The organism is Brevundimonas sp. UBA2416, from assembly GCF_002343105.1.
In the GTDB taxonomy this organism is placed as follows: Bacteria; Pseudomonadota; Alphaproteobacteria; order Caulobacterales; family Caulobacteraceae; genus Brevundimonas.
In genome coordinates this window covers 46,050-69,207 of record NZ_DDRM01000018.1, presented here as the reverse complement: position 1 = coordinate 69,207, position 23,158 = coordinate 46,050, and the positions used below count along the sequence as shown (strand labels likewise).

Here is a 23,158-nt window from a genome sequence, read left to right as displayed (position 1 = left end):
TGCGCCACCTGCGACGGCTTCTTCTATCGCGGCAAGGATGTGATCGTGGTCGGCGGGGGCAACACCGCAGTCGAGGAGGCGCTGTTCCTGACCAATTTCGCCTCGAAGGTCACGGTCGTCCACCGCCGCGACGAGTTCCGCGCCGAACGCATTCTGCAGGACCGGCTGTTCGCGAACCCCAAGGTCGAGGTGGTCTGGAACCACGCCATCGACGAGATCCTCGGCGAGACCAACAGCTTCGGCGGCGTCAATGTCACCGGCGCACGGCTGAAGAACGTCCAGACGGGCGAGACCCACAACGTCACCGCCGACGGGGTCTTCATCGCCATCGGCCACGCCCCGTCATCGGAACTGTTCGCCGGCCAGCTGGAGACCAAACAGGGCGGCTATCTGGTGGTGAAGCCGGGCACGGCCGCCACGGCCATCGAGGGCGTCTGGGCCGCCGGCGACGTGACCGACGACATCTACCGTCAGGCGGTCACTGCGGCCGGCATGGGATGTATGGCCGCGCTGGAGGCCGTTCGCTTCCTCGCCGAACAGGATCACGCCCGCGCCGGCGATCCGATCTCGCGCCAGGAGGCCGAAAAGATTGGCGTCTGGTAGGGCGGGCCGGCTTCTTCAGTTGAACATCTGAAGGCCGTACGGCACCGGCGATGCGGGTTCGCCCCGGCGCAGGTGCAGGGCATATTCGACGGCGCCGCGAACGCAGGCTTCGTCGGTCGGTTTGGTCACGACCCCCATGGTTCCCGGAACCCCGTGGCTGACCATGCCGGGGTTGGCGGTCATGTACAGGACGGTCACGCCGAACCCCTCGCCAAGTTCCTGACCGAGGCCAACGCCGGTGGCGCCGTCGGTCAGATGGATGTCGACCAGGGCCAGCTCAACGCCGCCGCGCGACGCCAACGCCAGGGCCGTCCGGGCGTCAGGGGCGGTGCCGACGACATCATAGCCCAGATCCTCCAGCACGAAGCGCAGCTCCATTGCGACCAGGGCTTCGTCTTCGATAATCAGGATACGGGCAGTCATAAGGTTTTGTTTCACTACGGAGTTACGCCACTTCAACGCAGCGACGGGGTGGCGGTTCAAGCCAATTGTCGAGCGGCGCGGCGAGGCGCGAGGGCCGTGGCCGGCACATCGGCGACGACGATGAGCCCTTCGGCAGCCCAGGTCTGCTCCAGGTCCCCGCCCAGCTGCCCCTCGACCGACAAGGCCAGCAGTGATGAACCGAAGCCGGCGGCGACGGGCCTGCCCCTCACCCGGGGACCATCCCGCTCCTGCCAGGTCATGACATAGCGGTCGCCCTGCCGCCGGGTCGTCAGCATGACCCGTCCCTCCGGGGCGGACAGGGCACCGTATTTGGCGGCGTTTGTGGCCAGCTCATGAAACAGAAGCGCAACCGGGGTCGCGGCCTGATCGTCGAAATCCGCGTCATCCCCGCTGACGATCACGCGCGGTTCGCCCGCCTCGTCGTCATAGGGCAGGAACAGGTCGCGCAGAAAGGCATGCAGGGTCGTGCCGTCGAGACTGGGCCGGCTGGATTCCGTGTGCGGCCGCACGAACTCATGAGCCCGGGCCAGGGCTGAAATCCGGGTCCGGGCGGCCCTGGCGAAGCCCTTGGCCTCGGGATACTGCCGCGCCGACAGGGCCAGCAGGGCAGAGATCACGGCGAAGATGTTCTTGATCCGGTGACTCAGCTCCTGGCTCAGCAGCGCCTTGGCCTGCTCCAGTCGCTTCATCTCGGCGATATCCGTCCCGGTCCCGAACCAGCGGGTCACGGCGCCCGACGCATCGCGGATCGGCATGGCGCGGCTCAGGGTCCATGCATAGGAACCCGTGTGGTGCAGCAGTCGGTACTCCACCTCATAAGGTTCGCCCGTGGACAGCGAAGCCCGCCATGCGGTCCGCGCCCGCTCCTGATCCTCCGGATGGATCATCTCGCCCCAGGCGTCGCCCAGGGCCGAGCCTTCGGCGGCGCCGGTGAAGGTGTACCAGCGGGCGTTATAGTAGTCATGATGGCCGTCCGGCCGCGAGGACCAGACCATCTGCGGCATGCTGTCGGCGATGGCCTGGAAGCGGGCATCACTCTCGGCCAGTTTCTCGGTCACCAGACGCGCGGCCTCGACGGCGGCGGTGGCGGCCTCGTCGCTGCGGCGACGCTCGCGCAGGGCGCGACGGCGCTCCAGCAGCGCCATGACCTGCCGGGCCAGTACGTCCATCGTCATCAGCTGGGTCGCATCCAGCCCTTGCGGCCGCGGTCGGGTGTCGAAGACGCACAAGGCGCCCAAGGCCAGACCCTGATCATCGATCAGCGGCGCGCCGGCATAGAAGCGCAAGGCCGACGGCCCGGTCACCAGCGGATGGTCAGCGAACAGGGGGTCCTGCGCCGCATCGAACACCTGGGTGACGCCCGGCCGTCCCATCGCATGTTTGCAGAACGCGCTGGCCCGGCCGATCGCGGCGATATCTACATCGTCCCGGGCCTTGAACCACTGCCGGTCGCCCACCGCGAGGCTGACCATGCCGATCGGCGCATCGCAGATACGCGCTGCCAGAAGCATCACATCGTCGAAGGCCTGTTCGGGGTCGGTGTCGAGGATGTCGAAGGATCGCAGGACACGGAGACGCTCGGCTTCAATTGCGTCGGGGTCGCTGGCAATCGGATTGGTCAAGCGGCGCCTTCCGGTGAGCGCCAATGCGCTGGGGTGTCGGGTCGAATTGCGGATCGGCGTCAGTCGAGGCGCGCGCCGTCCCCGGTCCGGGCAGCGACTGTGCTTGTCCTGCAAGTCCGGCAAGGAATGCCCTGGCTGAGATTCCGTTGCGGGCCCGTCGCGATCAGGAGACGGGGCGACCCACTTCCTCGACCTCCATCACCGTCACCCCCGGTGGCGGCGCGCGCATCGGCTCGTCCGGCGCAGACGGGGGGGCCTCGAAGGCTGCGAGGCGCTGGTTGATGGCGGCGATCTCCGCGGGAGTCGCCTGGCGCCGGCCGCCCAGGGAGGCGACGCCGACAACGCGGGTCTGACCGTCGATCTCGACCGTGCGCATGACGCTCTCGCCATTGGCGGCGGCTTCGCCCATGGCCAGTTCGGCCTCGGTCGCGGAAACCAGCTGGATGCGCGGACGCGAGAAGCGCGCCTCGTCGATCAGGGGCTCACGGCCGGCATAGGGCTGCCGGAAGGCCGCCGGCTCTCCATAGACTCCCTTCCAGCGATAGAAGATGTGCGCGCCGATCTGGGTCAGCTTGTTCAGTGTCGGCGCCCACCAGGGGTGGACGTAGTCGGCGTGATAGTGGGTCGCGGTGCCGACGCGGGCCGCGACATGGCCGGCCAGCGCCCGCTCGGCAACGACCTTGGCCCGGTTCCAGGCCCAGGCGACCGGCGCCTGCGCCAGAGCGCCATCGCAGGTGAAGCTGAACTGGCAGCCGGTGGTGCGCTCGGCGCCCTCGAAGACCACGCCGCAGATGCTGTTGGCGTAGTTTGGGTCGCGCACCCGGTTCAGGATGACCTGGGCCACGGCCTCCTGGCCCTCGGTCGGCTCAAGGGCGGCCTCGTAATAGATGCCCTGGGTCAGACAGCGCATGGCCCGGCGGCGATCTTCCGCCGTCGCAGGCTTGAAGACGAAGGGAGCGGCGACGCGCAGGAACTGGGAAGCGTCCGGCGTCGCGGCGTTCAGCTTCATCGCGTCCAGACCCGTGGCGCCGAAGTCCAGCGTGGGGCGGCCTGCGAGGGTGAGGTTCTCCCAGCCGGGCGTCAGGCCATACAGGGCCGCGCGGCGTTCGCCGGGATCATGGCGCAGGGCGATGGCCAGCTGGGACGGATCCATGCGACCGGTGATGGCGGCGAAGCCGCGGGCGCTGAGGTCGCCGCCGGTGAGGGTGCGGATGGTCTCGGCGCGACGGTCGATCTCGGGACGCGGCGTCGAGCTGGCGGCCATGGCGACGCCGAAGGCGGCCAGCACCACGGGTGCGGCGGCCAGCAGCCGACGCATCCTCTTCAGCTTCGCGGTCCAGTCGATCCTGGCCAAATAGTCAGCTCCCAAGCCGGGACGGCGCCCGACGATCGTGCAGATTGCGCGCCAAGCGGGGCGCTTTTCAGGCGGAAAAGCCCGGTTCGGTCAAGACTCAACGCTTTCGTGGTGTGAAAGCCCCCGTCCTTTTGGCACTTTCAGCCGTCGCCGACGAATCGATGGTCGGGGCCTGGCCACAATCGCTGTACTTGCCGGAACTCAAGCCGATCCAATACGTTCGCTGTGATCGCGTGCGCGCGAGTGGGGGTCTATGAGCGCGTTGGGGCATTTCGTTCGGATGTTCAACATTGGCGCCGCCGTGACCCGGCTGGCGCGGGTGAAATCGCGTCCGTGGTGGGTGTCCGTGCTCGTCGGGATAGCCGCGGCAGCCGTCATGCTGGCCGTTCGCGCCAACCTCGGCTTCTTCTACGGCAATGTGACCGGCTTCATGATCCTGCTGCCTGCGGTGATCATCGCCTCATTGGCGGCGGGCCGTCTCGCAGGACTGACAGCCACGGCATCATGTCTGTTGGGGGGTTGGCTGGTCGTCGGCTTCAGCGCCGTCGGAGCCGGGATGGCGGACCGGCTCGGGCTCGTGGCGACGGTCAATTTCATCATCGTCGGCCTGTTCATTACGGCAGTCGCCTCGGCCCTGCGGGACATGGTCGGTGCGCTCGACGCTTCGCTGGAGGCCCTCCAGACCTCCAGGGCCCGTATCGACGATCGCGAACACCAGCTGCGCCTGATCAGCGAATATGCCCCGGTGATGCTCTGGATGAGCGACGCGACGGGAAAATGCATACATCTCAACGCCGCCCAGCGTGAGTTCAGGGCCGCCCCCGAATCCCTGGAGGGTTTCGACTTCGTCGCTACGATCCACCCCGAAGACGCCGAGCGCGTGCTTGCGGCGACGGCTGAGGCCGGTCAGCGTCAGGCGCCGTTCGAAATCGAGGGCCGATACCTTCGCCACGACGGCCAATGGCGCGTGCTTCACACCGACGCCCATCCCCGGCTCGAACCCGATGGCTCGTACGGCGGAATGATCGGGGTCAATGTCGACGTCACGGAAGCCCGCGCAGCCGAGGCGGCGCTGCGTGAGAGCGAGACCCGGTTCCGCCTGATGGCCGACACCGCACCCTCGCCCGTCTGGATGACGAACGCCGACGCCAAGGTCGAGTTCGTCAACGCGGCCCTCGTCGAGTTCTACGGCCAGCCCGCCGAACGCATCCTCGGCGACGTCTGGAAGGCCGCGATTCATCCCGACGATCGGGCGAGCGTTGAGGCCGCCATGGCGGCCGCCCGTCCCGAACGCCGGCCATATGGGTTCGAGGCGCGATTCCAGCGCGGCGACGGCGCCTGGCGCTGGATGCGGATATCAGTCAATCCGCGCTTCGCCGGAGACGGCGCCTTCCTCGGCTACGTCGGCATGTCGTTCGACACCACCGAGACCCGGGAGGCGCTCGATGCCCTTGAGCGACAGGAGCGGCGACAGTCCTTCCTTCTCGGCCTGACGGACCGGCTGCGGGACCTGACCTCGTCCGAGGATGTCATCCTCGAGGTGGAGCGGGCCCTCGGTGTGGAGCTTGGCGCTGACCGCGTCGGCTACGGCGAAGTCGATCAGGAACGCGGCCTCGTCTTCATGACCCGCGACTGGACTGCGGGCGTGGTCAGCGCCCATGGGCAGTTCAGCCTCGAGGATCTCGGCGCGGACCTGATCACCGACCTGGCCGAGGGGCGCGTGGTCCACATCTCCGATGTGCAGCAGGACCCACGCACCCGCAATGCGCTGGATGTCCTGGCGCGGCTGGAAACGCGGGCCCTGATGCGTGCGCCGGTGATACGGAGCGGCGGCCTTCGCGCCTTTCTCTACGCCCATCACTCGACGGTCCGCCAATGGACCGAGGCGGAGACCGCCTTGCTGCAGGATGTGGCCCTGCGCACCTGGACCGAAATCGAGCGCACGCGCGCCGAGGCCGAAGTGCGCGAGAGCGAGGAGCGCTTCCGCGCCATAGCCGACACCGCCCCCGTCCTGATCTGGGTGACCCATCAGGACCGCACCCGCGCCTTCGTCAACCAGGCCTATGTCGCCTACAACGGCGGAACCTATGAAGAGGCGCGGCTGGCCGACTGGCGCGCGGTCATCCATCCGGACGATCATGAGCGCGTCATCCAGGAGTCGCTCGCCGGCGAGGCCTCGGGTCAGCCCTTCTCCATGGAGGCCCGCTACCTGCGGCACGACGGCGAATACCGCTGGCTCAAGTCGTTCTCCCGCCCCCGGCTGGGCGGAGACAACGAGGTGATCGGCTTCGTCGGCGTGGCCTTCGATGTAACCGACATCCGGGAGACGGCCGCCAATCTGGTCGCCGCCGCGGCCGAGCGCGACGCCATCCTCGGCCAACTGGCCGAAGGCGTCATCGTGACCGATCCGGATGGTTTGATCACCTTCGTCAATGATGCAGCGGTCAGGCTGCACGGTGTCGACCGCCTGGATGTCGGCCCCGCAGACTACTCCAACGCCTATCATCTGTTCACCGAGGACGGTCATCCCTACCCGCCGCACGAACTGCCGCTGGCGCGGGCCGTGAAGAAGGGCGAGTCGATCCTGAACGCACGTTGGCGCATCCGTCGGCCGGACGGGACCGAAGTGCTCGCCGTCGGCAACGCCCGGCCCGTGTATAATCCGGACGGCAGCCGGATCGGGGCGGTGCTGACTCTGCGGGACGAGACCGCGCGGGTCGAGGCGGAAAACCGGCTGGCGGAGTCCGAGACCCGCTTCCGCACGATCGCCAACAGCGCGCCCGTCCAGATCTGGATGACGGACGACAAGGGCGACCTCGCCTTCGCCAACCGGAGCTACAAGGCTTTCTTCGAGGTCGGCGACGACGCGTTGGCGTCGAGTTGGCGCGGGACGGTCGAGACGCTTGAGCTGGAAGAGGAACATGAGGCCTTCGTGCGCGCCGTTGAGGCAAGGACGCGCCACCAGAGAACCATGCGCCTGCAGCATCCCCGGCTGGGCGCGCGGTGGCTTCGCTGCGAGGGTATTCCCCGCTTCGACGCCACCGGCGCCTTCCAGGGCTATGTCGGCGCCAATCTGGACGTCACCGACGCCAAGCGCGCCGAAGAGGATCTGAAGCGGATCAACGAACTGCTCGAGGAGCGCGTCGGCGAAGCCTTGGCGGAGAAGGCCAAGGCCGAAGCCGATCTGATGCACGCCCAGCGGATGGAGGCGGTCGGCCGCCTGACCGGAGGCGTGGCGCACGATTTCAACAACCTGCTGACCGTGGTGATAGGCGCGCTGGACATCATGCTGCGCTCGCCCAATGACGCCGCCAAACGACAGAAGCTGGGAGAGGCGGCCCTGGCGGCGGCGAGGCGAGGCGAGGGCCTGACCCATCAGCTGCTGGCATTCTCGCGCCGACAGGCCCTGCGACCCGAGGCCGTCGATCTCAACGTCCAGATCCGCGAGAGCGAGCCTCTGTTGCGCCGGGCCGTTGGAGAAGCCGTCGAGTTCAAGCTCAAGCTCCGGCGCGGCGGGGCGCGGGTCAACGTCGATCCCTCCCAGTTCGAGGCCGCCCTGTTGAATCTGGTCGTCAACGCCCGCGACGCCGTGGGCGACAAGGGCCGGATCACGATCCAGACCCAGTCATGCACCGTTGAGCCGGGCCTGGTCACGGACCTCGCGGCCGGCGACTATGTCTGCGTCACCGTCGCTGACAACGGCGCGGGCATGCCGCCCGAGGTCATCGCGCGGGTCTTCGAGCCCTTCTTCACCACCAAGGCCGTCGGCAAGGGGACAGGACTGGGTCTGAGCCAGGTCTATGGCTTCGCACGCCAGAGCGGCGGGGCCGCCCAGATCTCATCCACCGTCGGCCGGGGAACCGAGATCAAGCTATTCCTTCCGCCCCTGAACGAAACCCTCGGCATCGCCGCGGACGCCGGACCCGAAGCGGCCCGGCCCATGGCCGCCGGCCGACGCCTGCTGCTGGTCGAGGACGACGTCAGCGTCGCCGTCGTGGCGCTGGAGCTGCTGGAAGGTCTGGGGCTGGAGGTGCGCGCCGTCGAGACCGCGCCGCAGGCGCTCGACCTGCTGAAACGCGAGAAATTCGACATGATGCTCAGCGACGTGGTGATGCCCGGCGGCATGACCGGCATCGAACTGGCGCGGGCATGCGGGCGCGACTACCCCGACATGCGTGTGGTGCTGACCTCGGGCTATGCCGGCGAGGATGTCGACGCGGCCCTGGCTGATGCGCCCTGGCCGTTCCTGCGCAAACCCTATTCGGGCGAGCAGCTGGCCCGAATTCTGGGCGAGCTCACCTGAGGCGGCGTCGGCCGGCCTTTCGGCCGACCGGCAGGCAGATCAGCGCGTGCGAGCCTTGCGGGCCGCATAGCGGGCGTCGCGAGCGGCCTTCTGCTCTTCCTTGGTCAGGGCCTTGCGCTCCTTGCGGGCGGCGCGCTTCTCGGCCTCGACGGCTTCCTGGGCTTCGAGGTCGGCCGCCATGCGAGCGGCTTCCTTCTCGGCCTTTTCACGGCGCGCTTCGGCCTTGGCCAGTTCATGCTGCTGACGCAGCGCCTCCTTCTCGGCGGCGCGCTTGGCGGCCAGCTTGTCGAATTCGGGATCGGGGGCGGCGGCCTTGGGCTTGAACCGGGCGAGCAGGGCCTTCTTGGCCTCCTGCTGGGTGGTAAGGCGGTCGGTGAAGCCGGTCTGTTTCAGATCTCTCATGCGGAGGGCGTCGATGTCCTTGATCGTTTATGGATGCGCTGGAACGCGGCCGGGCGATTTGCAGCGCAGCCCGGCGCGTCGCTAACCCTATATGGGCTCGAAAATCAAGATCGCGAGGCGTTCATGACCGCCGCCCCGCTCACTCGATGGCCGACTGTGTCAGTTCGGTTTCTCGGCCTGACCGACCGCTGCACCCGCAGCGCCGCCCACGGCGGCGCCGACAGGCCCCGCGACGACGGCCCCGGCGATGGCGCCGGTCGCGGCCCGCTGCTCGATGGTCTGACCGCAGGCGGCGGCGGCCAGGGCGGCGGTCGCGACGACAAGGGTGATGACAGTGCGTTTCATGGCGAAATCCTTCCAATAGCGGAGCTTCAACGCTATCGGCCCCACACCGGTTCCGGCTCGCAACGGCAAGTCAATCGCGCCATCCGGCGAATGCCGAAGACAACAGTCGCGGCTGCTATCAATCAGTCAGGCCGCCTGTGAAACTCATTTCGTGTTGTCCTTGTGATGGGCAATACAGAAACGCCTCCTTTCACTGTGCGTGACTATAAGGCGACCACAGGGCCTGACCTTCCGGATACACCCAGAACACTCCGCGATGTTGCGTCGCACAACAATCTTGCGAATCAACCACATTGGCGCCACAAACGGCTGGCTTAAGGCGCGTCCTCGACGACCGGCCCATTCGCCGACCGTCGATTTACCGCAAGCGGATCGCGACGCCGATCTCCAGGGATTGGAGAGGGTCGCCCGGTTGCGAGACTACCCGGGGGCGGCATTGCGCCCTGCCGTACAGGACTGAGCCCTTGCCGAAAGCCCCGCATGCGCGTGTGAACCCTCCTGTTGATCGTGCGGCCCGGATTCGGCCCGGATCAGCGGCGGCGGCGTTCGGCGCATTGGTGGGACTGGCGATCGGCTGCGCCTATCTGGGCGGCACGGCGGCGAAGGCCACGACCGTGCGCGCCCAGGCGGAACGCATCGAAGGCGCGACGGCTGCGGGTTTCACCGAAGAAGCGCTCGCTGCGGCCGCCGGCGGTCTGGACGAAAGCGCCCTGACCATCGCCCGCCGGCATGATCCCTATACCGTCGCCGGCGGCGCCCAGCGCGACCGTCAGGCCGAACTTCTGACCGCCCGTCTGGAACAGCTGCGTGGCCAACCCACGGACGCCACCCTGCGTCGCGTAAACCTGACCGGCCCGGTCGCCGCCCTGCCCTTCCGCCTCGGCAGCACGCTCGACGCCTCGCGCGATCTCGATTGCCTGACCCAGGCCGCCTATTACGAAGCCCGCGGCGAAGGCCGCGACGGCATGCGCGCTGTGACCCAGGTTGTGTTGAACCGCGTCCGGCACGCCGCCTTCCCCAACAGCGTCTGCGGCGTGGTCTTCCAGGGCGCAGGCCGCCGCACGGGCTGCCAGTTCAGCTTCACCTGCGACGGCTCGCTGGCCCGCGCGCCCGATCCGACGCTGTGGGAGCGGGCCCGATCGGTGGCCAAGCGGGCGTTGGGCGGCTACGTGCTGAAGTCGGTGGGCACGGCGACCCATTACCACGCCGACTACGTCGCCCCCTACTGGGCGCCGACCCTGTACAAGATCAACACCATCGGCCGACATATCTTCTATCGCTGGACGGGCCCGTGGGGTCTGCCGCCGGCCTTCACCGGCAAGTACGCCGGTGGCGAGAACAACCTGTCGCTGGCCATCCTCGAGGGGCTGGACGCGCGGACTCAGGGCGGACAGCTGGTGGGCGAGACCGTCGCCGGTCCGGCGGCGACCCGCACCCTGACGCTGGCCGTCGATGGCGAGACCCGCACCTACACCGTCCAGGACCTCGTCGCCCTGCCGCCGGGCCAGGAGCTTCCCCGCGTGCAGGGCGCCTTGGCCCCCGCGCGCCGTCAGCCGACGGCCCAGGAGATCGCCGACATCAACGCGCGGCTGAAGGCGATGGAGGACCCCGACGCGCCGATCCGCACGGCGCCGTCCGCCCCGCCCGCCGACAGTGGCGACCTGCCGATCGCGACGCGACGGAACTGACCTTGTTTCATCCACTCACCCGGCGAATGCCGGGATAGGCGGCAGCCTGCCGCTAACCCGCGATCCCGAACGCCTTCGCGTACCTGACCGTCACAGGGGCATCGAGCGCGCCGGGTTTCAGGGCCAGCGCCATGAAATGCGGCCCCTCGAACGGCGCCGTCACCGTCTTCGCCGCCTCCGCGGAATAGCCGACGCGCGGATAGTAGGCCGGATGTCCGAGGACGATCACCGCCTCGACGCCGGCGCCGCGCAGCAGCTCGTGGCCGGTTTCCATCAGCCAGGTCCCAAGGCCGTCCTTCTGGCGTCCAGGCAGGACCGACAACGGGGCCAGGGCGGCGAAACGGGCGCCGCTGTCGGTGGCCAGCGGGCTGAACAGGATGTGTCCGACGACCGCGCCGTCGTCCTCCGCCACCAGTTCCAGCAGCGCGTCGCCGTCGGCGCGCAGCGCATCGACCAGGTCGGCCTCGTCGGACTTGCCGAATTCCGCCGTGAAGGCCGCCGTGACGACCGCGCGGATGGCCGCGTGATCCTCCGGCGCGGCCGGGCGGATCACCATGCGCCGATCTTCTGCGCCTGGTCCTGGCCGATCGGATGCTTCTCCGCCTCGTGGTCCTGCTCGGCCAGGAAGCGGACGGCTTCCAGCGCGGCCATGCAGCCCATGCCGGCGGCGGTGACCGCCTGGCGATAGACGTCGTCGGTGACGTCGCCGGCGGCGTAGACGCCCGCGATGGCCGTCGAGGCCGTCCCGGGCTTGACCGACAGATAGCCGCCCTGGTGGGTCTCCAGCTGGTCCTTGAACAGCTCCGAGGAGGGCGCATGGCCGATGGCGATGAACACGCCGTCGGCCTTCACGTCACGGGTCTCGCCGGTCTTGACGTTCTTCAGACGGGCGCCGGTGACGCCCATCGGGTCGGTCTCGCCGACGATCTCGTCGATGGCGTGGTCCCAGATCACCTCGATCTTGGGGTTCGCGAACAGGCGCTCCTGCAGGATCTTCTCGGCGCGGAACTTGTCGCGACGATGCACCACGGTGACCTTGCGGCAGATGTTCGACAGGTACAGGGCCTCTTCAACGGCGGTGTTGCCGCCGCCGATCACGGCGACGTCCTGGTCGCGGAAGAAGAAGCCGTCGCAGGGCGCGCAGGCCGACAGGCCGCGGCCCTTGAAGGCGTCTTCCGAGGGCAGGCCGAGGTACTTGGCGGTGGCGCCGGTGGAGATGATCAGCGCATCGCAGGTGTATTCGCCGCTGTCGCCGATCAGGCGGAAGGGCTTCTCGCCCAGCTTCACGGTGTGGATGTGGNNCCAGTTCAGCTTCACCTGCGACGGTTCAATGCGCGGCCGGGTCAACCAGGCCGCCTGGAACCGGGCCCGCGAAGTGGCCTCCGCCGCCCTGTCCGGCGCGGTCTACGCCAATGTCGGCAACGCGACCCATTTCCACACCACCGGCGTCTCACCCGGCTGGCGTCATTCGCTGGTGCGCGTGGGTCAGGTCGGGGACCATCTCTTCTATCGCTTCGGCGGCCGCTCCGGCTCGCGCGAGGCCTTCTCCTACGCCGCCCGCCCCTCAAGCGAGGCGGACGTGGGGCCGCGCCTGATCCAGGCCAGCCTGGATCCAACCGGCACCGTTCGCGAAGCGGGCGCGGTCGCCTACAATCTTCTGGTCGCCCAGGAACGCGGCGCGGACGCCGGCGCCGCGGGCCCTGCAGCCGCGACGCCCGCTCCGACGGCCGTGCCGACTACGCCGGTCTCGACAGGCGACGCGCCGATTCAGACGCCCCCCACCGCCTGAGTCAGTCCGGCCTGCGGGTCGCCGACTCCCGGACCTTCCAATGGTTCGTCAGGTTCTGCTTCAGATCGCCGAACAGACCCCCGGTCTTGAGGTCGCGACCGTCGGCGCTCGCCGCAGCCTCCACGCCCTCGTCGGCGAAACTGACCTGTTCCTGCGAATCTCGAGCGGCCTGGGTCATGGGGTTTCCTTCGTTGCACGAAGAACCCTTCGCCCCGTGTCGTGTTCCGGAACGGCGGTCGAGGGATCAGTCCGACCGGACGTCCAGCCCCACATCCAGCGCCGGGGCGGAATGGGTCAGGGCGCCGACCGAGATGACGTCGACACCCGTCTCTGCAATGCCGCGCACCGTCTCCAGATTGACCCCGCCCGACGCCTCCAGCGTGATCCGCCCGGCCGTGCGGGACACGGCCTCGCGCAGCATCGGCAGGGTGAAGTTGTCGAGCATGATGACGTCCGGCCCGGCGGCCAGCGCCTCGTCCAGTTGATCCAGACCGTCGACCTCGACCTCGACCTTCATCAGATGGCCCACGGCGGCCCGCGCGCTGCGGACGGCCTCGCCCACCCCGCCGCAGACGGCGACATGGTTGTCCTTGATCAGAATGGCGTCATCCAGACCGAACCGGTGATTCACCCCGCCGCCGCACAGCACCGCATGCTTCTCCAGCGCCCGCAGGCCCGGCGTGGTCTTGCGGGTGTCGGCGATCCGCGCCTTCGTGCCGGCGACTGCCTCGACATAGGCCCGTGTCAGGGTGGCGATCCCGCACAGCCGGCCCAGCAGGTTCAGCGCCGTCCGCTCGGCCGCCAGGAAGGCGCGCGCATCGGCCTCGACCTCGGCCAGGACCGTCCCGGCCTCGAAGGCGTCGCCGTCGCGCAGTTTCAGGGCGATGGATGCGTTGGGGTCCATCGCCAGCACGGCCAGACGCACGCAGTCGATGCCCGCCAGCACCCCCGCCTTGCGCGCCGCAAAAACCGCCCGCATCCGCGCGCCCTCAGGGATGCAGGCCTGCGCCGTCACATCTCCGGCCCGGCCCAGATCCTCGGCCAGCGCCATGCGCACCACCGGTTCAATCAGGATGTCAGGGAGGGATCGGGTCATCGAGCGCTCGGTCAGGCTGCGGCGACCAGGGCGGGGTCGGCGTGGACGTGGGTATGGTCGGCGACGGGGGCGGTGCCGGGATAGTCCGAACGATAGTGCCCGCCCCGGCTTTCCCGCCGGGCCAGCGCGGACTCGGCTATGAGCCGCGCGGCGACCAGCGGCAGGGCGCCGGGCGCCTGGGCCTCCAGCCGGGTAAGGACGGCCAGCGTTTCGGTCAGGCCGGACGCGTCCCGCACGACGCCCGCGCCCTCGCTCATCGCCTGGCGGAGCGTTTGCAGGCTTTCCGGCGCCAGATCTGTTGCGACAGTCGATGGCAGGAGCGCGCCGGCGCCCGATGTCTCCACCGCCGCCGCCCGGCCCGTGCGCCGTCCGAAGGCCGCCGCTTCCAGCAGGGAGTTTGACGCCAGCCGGTTGGCGCCGTGCACGCCCGTCGCGGCGCATTCGCCGACGGCGAACAGGCCCGGCAGACTGGTGCGACCGTCGGGTCCGGCGGCGATCCCGCCCATATGATAGTGGGCCGCCGCGGCCACGGGGATCGGCGTCTCGCGCGGGTCCAGCCCGGCCCGCATGCAGGCCGCGAACACCGCCGGGAATTCCTCGGCCAGCTTCGCCCCGATGGCGCTGCGACAGTCGAGAAACGCCCCGCGTCCCTCCGCCCGCGCCGCATGCACCGCCCGCGCGACCACATCGCGAGCCTGCAGGTCGGCGTTCGCGGCCTCGCCGAGCAGGAACCGGCCGTCCCGGTCGATCAGTCGGGCGCCTTCGCCGCGCAGGGCCTCGGTGGCCAGCGGCATGGGATCCAGACCGACGTCGATGGCGGTCGGATGGAACTGTACGAACTCGGGGTCGAGAATCTCCGCGCCCGCGCGATACGCCGCCGCCATCCCTTCGCCCAGCAGGGCGGCGGGCGTGGTGGTGTGGGCGAACAGGCCGCCGGCGCCGCCCGTGGCCAGCACCACTGCGGGGGCCAGCACCTCGATCACCCGCCCCGAACCGGGCGTTCCACGCTCGATCAGGGCGCCGCGAACCCGGCCGCCGGCGTCCTGCACCAGACCGCGCAGCCGCCCATCTTCCCAGACCTCGATATGCGGCGAGGCGCGCACCGCAGCGATCAGGGCCGACAGGATCGCCCTGCCCGCTCCGTCGCCGCCGACCCGCGCCACGCGGGCGTGCGAGTGGGCGGCTTCCAGACTGACGGCGAACCCGCCGGCGGCGTCGCGGTCGAAGGGCGCGCCGAGCGACGCCAACCATTCGACGGTCGCGGGGCCGTCGCCGGTCAGGATGTCGGTCGCCTCCAGCTCGACAAGGCCGGCCCCGGCCGCCGCCGTATCCGCCGCGTGCAGCGCCGGCGCGTCATCCGCCGACAGGGCCGCCGCCACCCCGCCCTGGGCCCAGGCCGAGGAGCAGGCCTCCAGCAAAGGCGCAGGCGTCACGACCAGCACCTTGCGCGGCGCAGCCTCCAGCGCGGCCGACAGCCCCGCCAGGCCTCCGCCGATGATCAGCGGCCCGTCATGATGGACTGTGCGGCTCAACCGCCGAACCCGAGAAAGCCGCCGGCCATGGTCAGGGCGCCGGGCAGTGAACCTCCCGCGAGCGGCATCAGCGCCGCCACGCCCACGCCAACGCAGGCCACCGCCGCCGCGAGGAACAGGCCGACGCTCTGGGCGGATTCACGACCGGTCAGCGGCCGTCCCTCCGGCCGCCATGTACCGCGGCGCAGGTGGCCGATCAGGGCGATGGCGAGAAAGGCGGCCAGAATGAACCGCCCTGTGGTCAGGCCCCAGAACACCACCAGCGCGCCGATCAGCACCATGGCGCCGCGTTCGACGTTCGGATGGATGCGCGCCAGCACGGGCCCCAGCGCCTTGGAGCCGTCCAGCGGAGGCGCGGGGGCCAGATTGACCAGATTGATGAGGGCGATCACCGCCGCCCCCAGCAGCCACATGCCCTCGCCCGTGGCGATAAAGCCGGCGAAGAAGGGGATGGCGGCCAGCAGGCCGAATCCCGGCCCGGCGAGCGAAACCAGCACCCCGTCCCACTCGCTCTTGGGCAGACGCTGGCTCTTCGCCACGCCGCCGAGGAAGGGGATGATGTAGATCCTGGCCGGCCCCATGCCGAGCCGGTTCATCGCCAGAACATGGCCGTACTCGTGCACCAGCAGGCCCCAGATGGCCGCGACCGCGATCACCCAGCTGCCGCTGATCCACCAGATGAAACCGCCCAGCAGCAGGGTCGAGACCACGGCCCAGACCGGGTGCTGACCCTTGTCCAGCGGCGGCTCGGCAGTGCGGGGCGGCCCCCGGTCGGCCACCGGAGCCTCCGTCGCGGTGGCGGCCGGTTCAGGCCGCGGATCCCAGGGACCGGGCGGGCGGGGCGTCGTATTCTCTGTCATCCGGACGACGTGGCCTTTTCCGACCGCAGCCACAAGGCCAGCAGGGCGAGAAGCCGCAGGCTGCGCCTGTCGATCCTGGCCACGGCGCGGACGGGCGGAACGTAGTGCATCAGATCAGCTCCACCGCAACATGGTGCCGGGCCTTGATCATGTCGTAGCGCGCCGGGACCGCCGGCGGCGGCAGGTCCACCATCCGTTGCACGGCCAGTCGCGCGCGCTCGGCGATGTCCTCGGGGACAGTCACCTCGAACTGCATGTGCAACAGGCAGTCGCGGATGTTCTCCAGCGTGATCCGCTTCATGTACGGGCACAGATTGCAGGGCCCGATGAACTGGACCCCGGGCAGGTCGCCGGCGACGTTGGAGGCCATCGAGCACTCGGTGATCATCACCACCCGCTTCGGCTTGCGGGCCGTCACATGGTCGATCATGGCCGCGGTCGAGCCGGCGAAGTCCGAGGCCGCGATAACATCCTCCGGGCATTCCGGGTGGGCGAGGATTTCGGCGTCCGGATAGGCCGCGCGCATCTCCGCGATGTCGGCGACGGTGAACCGCTCATGCACCTCGCAGCGGCCCTTCCAGGCGATGATGCCGACATTGGTCTGGGCCGCGACGTTCTTCGCCAGGAACTCGTCAGGGATCAGGATGACCCGGTCGACGCCCCATTCCTTCGCCGCCCATTCCACAACCTGAACGGCGTTGGCGCTGGTGCAGCAGATGTCGGTCTCGGCCTTCACGTCAGCGGTCGTGTTGACATAGGTGACCACCGGCAGGCCCGGATAGCGCTGCTTGATGAGCCGCACATCGGCGCCCGTGATCGAGGCGGCCAGCGAACACCCCGCCTTCAGGTCGGGGATCAGCACCGTCTTGTCCGGGCTGAGGATCTTCGAGGTCTCGGCCATGAAATGCACGCCCGCCTGGACGATCACCTTCGCCTTCGACCTGGCCGCCTCTTTCGCCAGGCCCAGGCTGTCGCCGACATAGTCGCCGACCCCGTGGAAGATCTCGGGCGTCATATAGTTGTGGGCCAGGATGACCGCGTCGCGGGTCTTCTTCAGCGCATTGATCTCACTGATCAGCGCGGCCTGCGCCGGCCACTCCATGGGCGTGACATGGTCCTTGACCTTGGCCCAGACCGGGGCGGTCTCCCGCGCCAGTTCCTTCGACATTCCGAACGCGCCGTCCGCCATCTCTCATCCCTTTTGCTCTATCTGAGCAAATCGGTGACCCAAAGAACGACCCCCAATCGCGGGAGCCTGTCACCGACTTATGCTCACTTTTAGCATAAGCAGGAACAATCTAGGCGGATGGCGGCGAAATGCAAGCCCGGAACGCCACGGCAGATCCTGGCTAGCGAGCGGGCAGGGTCAACAGATAGTCGATGATGGCGGTAGACGGCACACTTGTGAAAACCACCTTGCCGTCCGGCGTCGCCCCGTTGAGTGCGTACATCTGCCCGCCCTCCATCCGCCGCAGCGTCCGTGCGGCTTCGGGCGCCGTCGCGGCCGCCGGCAGGTCGTACCGGCAGCCGGTCAGCTTCAGATCCTGCAAGACGCAGCTAATCTGGAGTTCGGCAACCGGCAGCTGCGGAACCGCCGGACCCGTCGGCGCCGCCGGCTCTGGCAAGCCTGCGCGCGCGCCACGCCCCCGCGGCCGCTCGCGTGGCGGCGGCGCATCCGGATCGCGGAAGCTGATTTCGGCGCGGCCCGCCCGGGTCAGTTGATCCCGGTCGTCGGTCAGGTCCCAGCCACAGGCAGACAGAACCCGGTCCAGATTGGCGGACTGGGTCGGCAGGTCGAAATTGGTCCGCAACGCGCGCGGAGCGCCGTCCGCCGTACGGACCGAATAGAGGCCGCCCCCGCGCATGAAGCGAATGTCGCGAGCGGGCACGGTGCTCATCAGAATTCCCGGCTGCGGTCCGGGCGCCCAGGTCTGCAGGTCCGTCCGGCCATCCACCCGCCGGGCTTGCACCTCAAGCCCGCCGACGCCCGCCGGCATGCCGATCAGAGCCGCGGACAGCGCCCGGTCCCGGCACTGGACCACAATGGCCACGCCCGCGTCATAGCGGACGGCGGCGACCGTCTGGTTCAGGCTGGCCTCGTGCTGGAACTCCCAGTCGTCCTCGTCCTGCGCAATGGCGGCCGTCGGCCCCGCGCATGCAAACGCGCACAGCGCTGCGATCAGCGTCAATCTCATGGTTTTGCTCCCCAGCATCCCGACAGCAAAAGACGACAGCAGACCGCATCTGGTCAAGACCTCAAGCAACGCTGCCCGTCCCGATCATGGGAAACACGATCTTAACCGGAACAGGATGCAAGGGCTGGGTTCCCGGAGATTTCCATGCGTCTGATCCCCCTCGCCGCCGTCGCCCTGCTCCTGTCAGCCGGATCGGCGTTGGCGCAGTCGTCGGAGCCCGGCATCGCCGTCGGCGCCACGGCCGGCACGTCCGGCGTCGGCCTCGACGTCCAGATCAAGCTCGGCCCGATCTTCACCCTGCGTGGGTCAACGGACCGCCTGACCCACAGCGCCGACGAAAGCTATGACGGCGTCGACTACACCGGCGACCTGACCTTCGACACCGTCGGCGCCTTCATCGACATGCACCCGCTGGCCAACGGCCTGCTGATCTCGGGCGGAGCCTATCTGGGCGACCGCGACATCGCCCTTGCCGCGACGCCCAACGGACCCGTCGAGATCGGCGGCCAGACCTATTCGTCCGGTCAGGTCGGCACGCTGAACGGGGCCGTGAAACTGAGCGATGTCGCGCCATTCGTCGGCATCGGCTGGGATGACACCTTCTATCGCAACAGCCGCTGGGGCATTCGCGCCATCGTCGGCGTGGCCTGGAGCGATGAGCCCGAGGTCGCCCTGACCTCCACCGGCGGCAGCCTGTCCAACGACCCGACCTTCCAGGCCCGGCTCCGCGACGAGAGCCAGAGCGTCACCGAAGAGACCGAGGGCTACGGGCTGTTCCCCATTGTCCAGGTGGGCCTGAACTACAAATTCTGACCGCTCAGGCCCGGCGCTCGTGATCCAGCAGCCAGCGCTTGCGCTCCAGCCCGCCCGCATAGCCGGTCAGCGTGCCGTTCGCCCCGATCACCCGGTGACAGGGTACGATGACGGCGATCGGGTTCTGGCCGTTGGCCAGACCCGCGGCGCGCACCGCCTTCGGTGAACCGATGGCCGCCGCCAGCTGGCCATAGGTCCGGGTCTCGCCCGTCGGAATGGCCCGTAGCGCCTTCCAGACCGTGCGCTGGAAGTCGGTTCCGCCGGTCCTGACCGTCAGTCCGTCGAGCGCCGTCAGATCGCCGCCGAACCAGGCCTCGACTGCACGCCGCACCACCTCCGGCCCCCGGCCTTCGACAACCACCGCGCCCGGCGCATGGCGGGTCAGCAGCCGCGTCATGCGGTCCTCATAGTCGGCGAAGTCCAGCGCCCGCACCGCGCCCTCAGCGTCGGTGACCAACAGCACCTCGCCCACAGGCGTGGCGATCCGGTCGAGGGTCAGGGTTTCAGGCTGCGCGTTTCGCATCGTCACTCTCCATCCGCTTCAGGTCGGCGCCGCTGATCCCCGCCAGTGCGAGATGCAGCGCCCCATAGGCTCGCCATGGACGCCAGGCTTCGGCGCGGTCGGCGAGCGTTTCGTCATCCAGCCGGTCGCTGGGCGCCTCGGCCCCGTCATCGATCCAGTCGCCGGGCAGCCGCAGCCCCGGTCGCGCCGCGACCAGCCGCTTCAGCGCCAGATCGGCCGACAGGTCGCGCCCGATGGCCTCCGGGTCCGCCGACAGGTCGAAGACCCGCCGCACCCGCGCCAGCACGCCCGGCAAAGCCTTCAGGTCGTCCGCCTCGACGCAGACCGAGACCCGCCCCGCCTCCGCCGGCTCGACCGTGACCGCGCCGTCTGCGCCGTCCACATCCCGCGTCAAGGCTCGCGACCAGCGCCGCCCCTCGACCCCATCGCCGCGGGCCGTCAGGGCCGCGAACATGGCGTCCCAGTCATAGGGCGGGCGGAACGACAGGCGCAGCCGCACCCCGCCCTCATGCACCCGCTCTCCCCGCCGCCGCAGCGCCGAAGGCGGTCGGCCGTAGAGGGCCTGAAAGGTCTCGTTGAAGCGCCGCACGCTGCCGAAGCCCGACGCCAGCGCCACCTGCGCCATGCTGAGGTCGGTCTGGTGGATCAGCGCCTTGGCCAGCAGCACGCGCCGGGTCTGGGCCACGCTGACCGGGGCGGCGCCGAGGTGCTGGCGGAACAGCCGCCGCAGGTGCCGCTCGCCGACACCCAGCCGTCCGGCCAGCGCATCGACGTCGCCCTCATCCAGCGCCCCCGCCTCGATAAGGGCCAAGGCCCGGCTGACGGTGTTCGAGGTGCCCCGCCAGGCCCCCATGTCGGGCGCCGTCTCGGGCCGACAGCGCAGACAGGCGCGAAAGCCCGCCTCCTCCGCCGCCGCCGCGGAGACCACGAATGACATATTCTCCCGCTTCGGCGTCCGCGCCGGACACACGGGCCGGCAGTAGATGCCCGTGGTCTTCACGCAGCCGAAGAACCGCCCGTCGAACCGCGCATCGCGGGTCAGAACAGCGCGGTAGCAGGCCTCCTGATCGAGTTCGCCGGCGTTTTCCATGGCCGCAGAATGATCGCTGCGGCCATGGAAGTCTCGCGGTTTTCGGACATGGCCGTGCCAGGCCGTGTCGGGTCGACCCGAAGGGCGGCGCGTAGCAGTCAGAAGGCGGAGCCTCCTGACCGCGGCCCAACTATCTACCCCGCCCAACCCGCCAGATGTTCAGGATCACGCTGCAGACTAGGCTGATCGCCGAGAAGGCCAGCACCCAGACCATCACTACCGACAGGGTCGAGGCGATCCCGGGCAGGTCGCGTCCACCGTCGCCCAGCCTGCCGAGCGTATCGATGTCCAGCATGGACCAGTCGCCCCCGATCCGCGCCGTCTCGTCGCCGCGCGTCAGGGTGAACCAGTGGCCCGCCTCGAAGATGGCCCAGGTCAGCCACAGGCCGCCGCCGGCGACGACGATCCGGGCCGCGGCCCGCGCCCGGACGGCATAGGGCCGGACGAGGCTGGCCAGATCGACGGCCATCTGGGCAAAGGCATAAAGCAGGATCGGCCCGAACAGGATCGACCAGATCGGCGCCCCGCTGACCACGGCGTCCTCGCCGCGCAGCTGGATCGACATCAGGCCGGGGAAATGCAGCACCCCGATCCACCACAGCACGAACATGCCGGTGGCGAGAAAGGAGAAGAGATACTCCCCGCCGGGCCACGGCTTCGCCCGCGACCTGGGCATCCACGTCGCCTTGGCCGCCTCCGTTCCTGTCATCGACGCGCCCCAGGCCGCCGGATCGGCCAGACCGAAGGCGCCGAGGTCCTTCACCCGCCATTTGGTGAGCCAGGCCGGCCGGATGCCCTGATGCTCGAAGATGGCCGCCGCCAGGGTGGCGGCCCCGATCAGGGTCAGGCCGGCGCCGAAGAAGCCGTGGAAGGCGTGGGCGATGTCCTGCCCGAAATTATCCGATCCACCGATCACCCGGATGAACAGGGTGAGGGCGAAGACCGCCGCCAGCACCATCAGCCCGGCCTTCACGCCGAACAGCCAGTAGGGAAACAGCTCCGGCCCGACCAGCGAGTCCGGCCCCTTGCGATAGCGGGCGGCGACGACCAGCGGATGACCGATCTCGCGCAGGATCGCCTCCTGCTCGTCCTCGGTCAGGGCGCGGCCCAGTTCCTCCTCCTTCGCCTCGAACCGGCTCAGGATCAGGTCGCGCAGTTCGGCGGTGATGTCGGCCCGTTCATCCTGCGGCAGCTGCGCGGCGACGGCGTTCAGATAGCGGTCGATCATGTCCATGGCTTTTCCCCTTCAGCCCGAAATTCAGAGAAGCTTGTCGAGCGAGGCGTTGATCCCCCGCCACTCGTCGGTCAGGGCGGCCAGCATCGACACGCCGCCCGGCGACAGGACGTAGAAGCGCTTCTTCCGCTTCTCTTCCTCGCGCCATTCGCTGTTCAGCAGGCCCTGGCTCTCCAGCCGGCGCAGCAGCGGATAGAGGGTCGATTCCTCCATCTCGAGCCCGTCGGCGGCCAGGGCCTGACGCAGGGTGTAGCCGTACCGCTCGGTCCTCAGACAGGCGAGCACCGCCAGCACCAGCGACCCGCGCCGCAGCTCCAGCCGCATCGATTCATAAAGGTCCGGATCGAGGCTCATGCCGTTGCCCTGCATCTCACATAGTGTGTAACACACAGTGTATGCGACATACTGTGCGACCGAGTCAAGACTCGACGGTCAGGCGTGGCTTATTCGGGTATGCGCGCGCCGTCCCAGGCGAAGACCCCGCCGCTGTCTGCGGGGGTCAGGCCGTCGATCACGGCCAGCAGCCGCCCGGCCGAATGGTCGGCCGCAAACAGCTTTTCGGGTTTCACGCCCTTCTGGAACGGCGCGCTCAGGCCGGTGTCGACCGTGCCGGGATGCAGGCCCGCGACCACCGCCTGCGGATGGGTGCGGCCCAGCTCGACCGCCAGATTGCGCAGCAGCATGTTCAGCGCCGCCTTCGACGCCCGGTAGCTGTGCCAGCCGCCCAGCCGATTGTCGCCGATCGACCCGACCCGCGCCGACAGGGCCGTGAAAACCGCCCGCCGGTCTCGCGGCAGCAGGGGCAGGAAATGCTTGGCGACCAGCGCCGGCCCGACCGCATTGATCCGGTAGTCGCGCAGCAGATGCTCCGCATCGAGCGCGCGCCAGCTGCGCTCCGGCTCGAACCCGTGGTGCAGCACCCCGGAGGCGACGAACACCAGCGTTGGGGCCGGCCCCTCGGCGATGCTTGCGGCGGCAGCGGCGATGGAGGCCTCGTCTTTCAGATCGAACCCCGTGCCCGACCGCGACAGGGCGTGGACCACGGCGAAAGGGCCAGACGCCTCAAGGCGACGCGCCAGCGCCGCGCCGATCCCGCCGGATGCGCCGATGACGACCGCCGCCTGTTCCTGAATGCCAGTCATCTGCGGATCAGCCGTCGCCCGAGGCCATGGGTCAAGCCGAACACCTTGCAGGTGTCCTTATGCCTCAGGCAGCGGCGATCCGGACCGTGTCATCCCGCCCCCGATAAACGCTCCCTTCTCGAC

General features: G+C 69.1%; 22 protein-coding genes and 1 pseudogene. 5 read left to right on the top strand and 18 right to left on the bottom strand.

What is annotated here, in order from left to right:
• A partial coding sequence (locus tag B3E43_RS06120) for an NAD(P)/FAD-dependent oxidoreductase (RefSeq protein ID WP_292027598.1) occupies positions 1-603 on the top strand: 603 nt, incomplete at its 5' end.
• A gap of 15 nt (positions 604-618) precedes the next feature.
• Here the strand turns inward: B3E43_RS06120 and B3E43_RS06115 are convergent.
• The 3 genes from B3E43_RS06115 to B3E43_RS06105 all read right to left on the bottom strand — a co-directional run bounded on the left by B3E43_RS06115 (position 619) and on the right by B3E43_RS06105 (position 3,987).
• Positions 619-1,026 carry a response regulator gene (locus B3E43_RS06115; protein ID WP_292027596.1) on the bottom strand — a complete coding sequence of 136 codons (408 nt, stop codon included), beginning with the start codon at positions 1,024-1,026 and terminating at the stop codon, positions 619-621.
• 56 nt (positions 1,027-1,082) lie between these two features.
• Positions 1,083-2,669 carry a sensor histidine kinase gene (locus B3E43_RS06110; protein ID WP_292027594.1) on the bottom strand — a complete coding sequence of 529 codons (1,587 nt, stop codon included), beginning with the start codon at positions 2,667-2,669 and terminating at the stop codon, positions 1,083-1,085.
• Positions 2,670-2,832: 163 nt separating this feature from the next.
• Positions 2,833-3,987: a cell wall hydrolase gene (locus B3E43_RS06105; protein WP_292027592.1), complete on the bottom strand. Its 1,155-nt coding sequence runs from the start codon at positions 3,985-3,987 to the stop codon at positions 2,833-2,835.
• A 316-nt stretch (positions 3,988-4,303) separates the two neighbouring features.
• Between B3E43_RS06105 and B3E43_RS06100 the strand changes: the two genes are divergently transcribed.
• Positions 4,304-8,326 carry a PAS domain S-box protein gene (locus B3E43_RS06100; RefSeq protein ID WP_292027590.1) on the top strand — a complete coding sequence of 1,341 codons (4,023 nt, stop codon included), beginning with the start codon at positions 4,304-4,306 and terminating at the stop codon, positions 8,324-8,326.
• Between the two features lie 39 nt (positions 8,327-8,365).
• Here the strand turns inward: B3E43_RS06100 and B3E43_RS06095 are convergent, their stop codons facing one another.
• Together B3E43_RS06095 and B3E43_RS06090 are read right to left on the bottom strand one after the other, a co-directional pair.
• Positions 8,366-8,728: a DUF6481 family protein gene (locus B3E43_RS06095; protein WP_292027588.1), complete on the bottom strand. Its 363-nt coding sequence runs from the start codon at positions 8,726-8,728 to the stop codon at positions 8,366-8,368.
• A 159-nt stretch (positions 8,729-8,887) separates the two neighbouring features.
• Positions 8,888-9,073, bottom strand: a complete 186-nt coding sequence (locus tag B3E43_RS06090) for a hypothetical protein (protein WP_292027586.1) — start codon at positions 9,071-9,073, stop codon at positions 8,888-8,890.
• 557 nt (positions 9,074-9,630) lie between these two features.
• On the opposite strand from B3E43_RS06090, the gene B3E43_RS06085 reads away from it, so the two are divergent.
• A complete protein-coding gene (locus B3E43_RS06085; protein WP_292027584.1) occupies positions 9,631-10,761 on the top strand; it encodes a cell wall hydrolase in 1,131 nt (376 codons plus the stop codon).
• Between the two features lie 52 nt (positions 10,762-10,813).
• Here the strand turns inward: B3E43_RS06085 and B3E43_RS06080 are convergent, their stop codons facing one another.
• Positions 10,814-11,317, bottom strand: coding sequence for a GNAT family N-acetyltransferase (locus B3E43_RS06080; RefSeq protein WP_292027582.1), 504 nt, complete (start codon positions 11,315-11,317; stop codon positions 10,814-10,816).
• Positions 11,311-12,048, bottom strand: a pseudogene (locus B3E43_RS06075) (FAD-dependent oxidoreductase); the annotation flags it as partial. The pseudogene B3E43_RS06075 and the gene B3E43_RS06080, both read right to left, overlap by 7 nt.
• A 43-nt stretch (positions 12,049-12,091) precedes the next feature.
• Here B3E43_RS06075 and B3E43_RS16115 point away from each other — a divergent pair.
• Positions 12,092-12,550, top strand: coding sequence for a cell wall hydrolase (locus B3E43_RS16115; RefSeq protein WP_349677562.1), 459 nt, complete (start codon positions 12,092-12,094; stop codon positions 12,548-12,550).
• Position 12,551: 1 nt separating this feature from the next.
• Here B3E43_RS16115 and B3E43_RS06065 read toward each other — a convergent pair whose 3' ends face one another.
• From B3E43_RS06065 to B3E43_RS06040, 6 genes are all read right to left on the bottom strand, one after another.
• Positions 12,552-12,728, bottom strand: a complete 177-nt coding sequence (locus tag B3E43_RS06065; protein ID WP_292027580.1) for a hypothetical protein — start codon at positions 12,726-12,728, stop codon at positions 12,552-12,554.
• A gap of 66 nt (positions 12,729-12,794) precedes the next feature.
• On the bottom strand, positions 12,795-13,646 hold the full coding sequence (nadC, locus tag B3E43_RS06060) for a carboxylating nicotinate-nucleotide diphosphorylase (RefSeq protein ID WP_292027578.1): 852 nt from the start codon (positions 13,644-13,646) through the stop codon (positions 12,795-12,797).
• Between the two features lie 11 nt (positions 13,647-13,657).
• Positions 13,658-15,178 (bottom strand): L-aspartate oxidase, encoded by a 1,521-nt coding sequence (locus B3E43_RS06055; RefSeq protein WP_292027577.1) that lies wholly within the window; start codon positions 15,176-15,178, stop codon positions 13,658-13,660.
• The gene (locus B3E43_RS06050) at positions 15,175-15,957 is read right to left on the bottom strand and encodes a metalloprotease (RefSeq protein ID WP_292027575.1); all 783 of its coding nucleotides are present in this window, start codon (positions 15,955-15,957) and stop codon (positions 15,175-15,177) included. The genes B3E43_RS06055 and B3E43_RS06050 overlap by 4 nt, the downstream gene beginning before the upstream one ends.
• A 190-nt stretch (positions 15,958-16,147) precedes the next feature.
• On the bottom strand, positions 16,148-17,227 hold the full coding sequence (gene nadA, locus B3E43_RS06045; RefSeq protein ID WP_292027573.1) for a quinolinate synthase NadA: 1,080 nt from the start codon (positions 17,225-17,227) through the stop codon (positions 16,148-16,150).
• A gap of 160 nt (positions 17,228-17,387) precedes the next feature.
• Positions 17,388-18,233 (bottom strand): hypothetical protein, encoded by an 846-nt coding sequence (locus B3E43_RS06040; protein WP_292027571.1) that lies wholly within the window; start codon positions 18,231-18,233, stop codon positions 17,388-17,390.
• A 144-nt stretch (positions 18,234-18,377) separates the two neighbouring features.
• Between B3E43_RS06040 and B3E43_RS06035 the strand changes: the two genes are divergently transcribed.
• Positions 18,378-19,046 carry a hypothetical protein gene (locus tag B3E43_RS06035; protein ID WP_292027569.1) on the top strand — a complete coding sequence of 223 codons (669 nt, stop codon included), beginning with the start codon at positions 18,378-18,380 and terminating at the stop codon, positions 19,044-19,046.
• 4 nt (positions 19,047-19,050) lie between these two features.
• Here the strand turns inward: B3E43_RS06035 and B3E43_RS06030 are convergent, their stop codons facing one another.
• The 5 genes from B3E43_RS06030 to B3E43_RS06010 all read right to left on the bottom strand — a co-directional run bounded on the left by B3E43_RS06030 (position 19,051) and on the right by B3E43_RS06010 (position 23,035).
• Positions 19,051-19,569, bottom strand: a complete 519-nt coding sequence (locus B3E43_RS06030; protein WP_292027567.1) for a methylated-DNA--[protein]-cysteine S-methyltransferase — start codon at positions 19,567-19,569, stop codon at positions 19,051-19,053.
• Entirely contained in the window at positions 19,550-20,659 is a 1,110-nt protein-coding gene (locus B3E43_RS06025; protein ID WP_292027565.1) for a bifunctional transcriptional activator/DNA repair enzyme AdaA, read from the bottom strand. Before B3E43_RS06025 ends, B3E43_RS06030 begins: the two co-directional genes overlap by 20 nt.
• A 130-nt stretch (positions 20,660-20,789) precedes the next feature.
• The gene (locus tag B3E43_RS06020) at positions 20,790-21,893 is read right to left on the bottom strand and encodes a hypothetical protein (RefSeq protein WP_292027562.1); all 1,104 of its coding nucleotides are present in this window, start codon (positions 21,891-21,893) and stop codon (positions 20,790-20,792) included.
• A gap of 24 nt (positions 21,894-21,917) precedes the next feature.
• A complete protein-coding gene (locus tag B3E43_RS06015) occupies positions 21,918-22,247 on the bottom strand; it encodes a PadR family transcriptional regulator (RefSeq protein WP_292027558.1) in 330 nt (109 codons plus the stop codon).
• 89 nt (positions 22,248-22,336) lie between these two features.
• The gene (locus B3E43_RS06010) at positions 22,337-23,035 is read right to left on the bottom strand and encodes an SDR family NAD(P)-dependent oxidoreductase (RefSeq protein ID WP_349677561.1); all 699 of its coding nucleotides are present in this window, start codon (positions 23,033-23,035) and stop codon (positions 22,337-22,339) included.
• Positions 23,036-23,158 lie beyond the last annotated feature (123 nt).

Coding starts and splice junctions, on each gene's coding strand:
- nadC (WP_292027578.1), bottom strand. CDS start 13,646: ATGACCCGATCCCTCCCTGACATCCTGATTGAACCGGTGGTGCGCATG.
- B3E43_RS06040 (WP_292027571.1), bottom strand. CDS start 18,233: ATGAGATTGACGCTGATCGCAGCGCTGTGCGCGTTTGCATGCGCGGGG.
- B3E43_RS06090 (WP_292027586.1), bottom strand. CDS start 9,073: ATGAAACGCACTGTCATCACCCTTGTCGTCGCGACCGCCGCCCTGGCC.
- B3E43_RS06030 (WP_292027567.1), bottom strand. CDS start 19,569: ATGCGAAACGCGCAGCCTGAAACCCTGACCCTCGACCGGATCGCCACG.
- B3E43_RS16115 (WP_349677562.1), top strand. CDS start 12,092: ATGCGCGGCCGGGTCAACCAGGCCGCCTGGAACCGGGCCCGCGAAGTG.
- nadA (WP_292027573.1), bottom strand. CDS start 17,227: ATGGCGGACGGCGCGTTCGGAATGTCGAAGGAACTGGCGCGGGAGACC.
- B3E43_RS06020 (WP_292027562.1), bottom strand. CDS start 21,893: ATGGACATGATCGACCGCTATCTGAACGCCGTCGCCGCGCAGCTGCCG.
- B3E43_RS06105 (WP_292027592.1), bottom strand. CDS start 3,987: ATGCGTCGGCTGCTGGCCGCCGCACCCGTGGTGCTGGCCGCCTTCGGC.
- B3E43_RS06015 (WP_292027558.1), bottom strand. CDS start 22,247: ATGAGCCTCGATCCGGACCTTTATGAATCGATGCGGCTGGAGCTGCGG.
- B3E43_RS06080 (WP_292027582.1), bottom strand. CDS start 11,317: ATGGTGATCCGCCCGGCCGCGCCGGAGGATCACGCGGCCATCCGCGCG.
- B3E43_RS06010 (WP_349677561.1), bottom strand. CDS start 23,035: ATGACTGGCATTCAGGAACAGGCGGCGGTCGTCATCGGCGCATCCGGC.
- B3E43_RS06025 (WP_292027565.1), bottom strand. CDS start 20,659: ATGGAAAACGCCGGCGAACTCGATCAGGAGGCCTGCTACCGCGCTGTT.
- B3E43_RS06100 (WP_292027590.1), top strand. CDS start 4,304: ATGTTCAACATTGGCGCCGCCGTGACCCGGCTGGCGCGGGTGAAATCG.
- B3E43_RS06035 (WP_292027569.1), top strand. CDS start 18,378: ATGCGTCTGATCCCCCTCGCCGCCGTCGCCCTGCTCCTGTCAGCCGGA.
- B3E43_RS06065 (WP_292027580.1), bottom strand. CDS start 12,728: ATGACCCAGGCCGCTCGAGATTCGCAGGAACAGGTCAGTTTCGCCGAC.
- B3E43_RS06095 (WP_292027588.1), bottom strand. CDS start 8,728: ATGAGAGATCTGAAACAGACCGGCTTCACCGACCGCCTTACCACCCAG.
- B3E43_RS06115 (WP_292027596.1), bottom strand. CDS start 1,026: ATGACTGCCCGTATCCTGATTATCGAAGACGAAGCCCTGGTCGCAATG.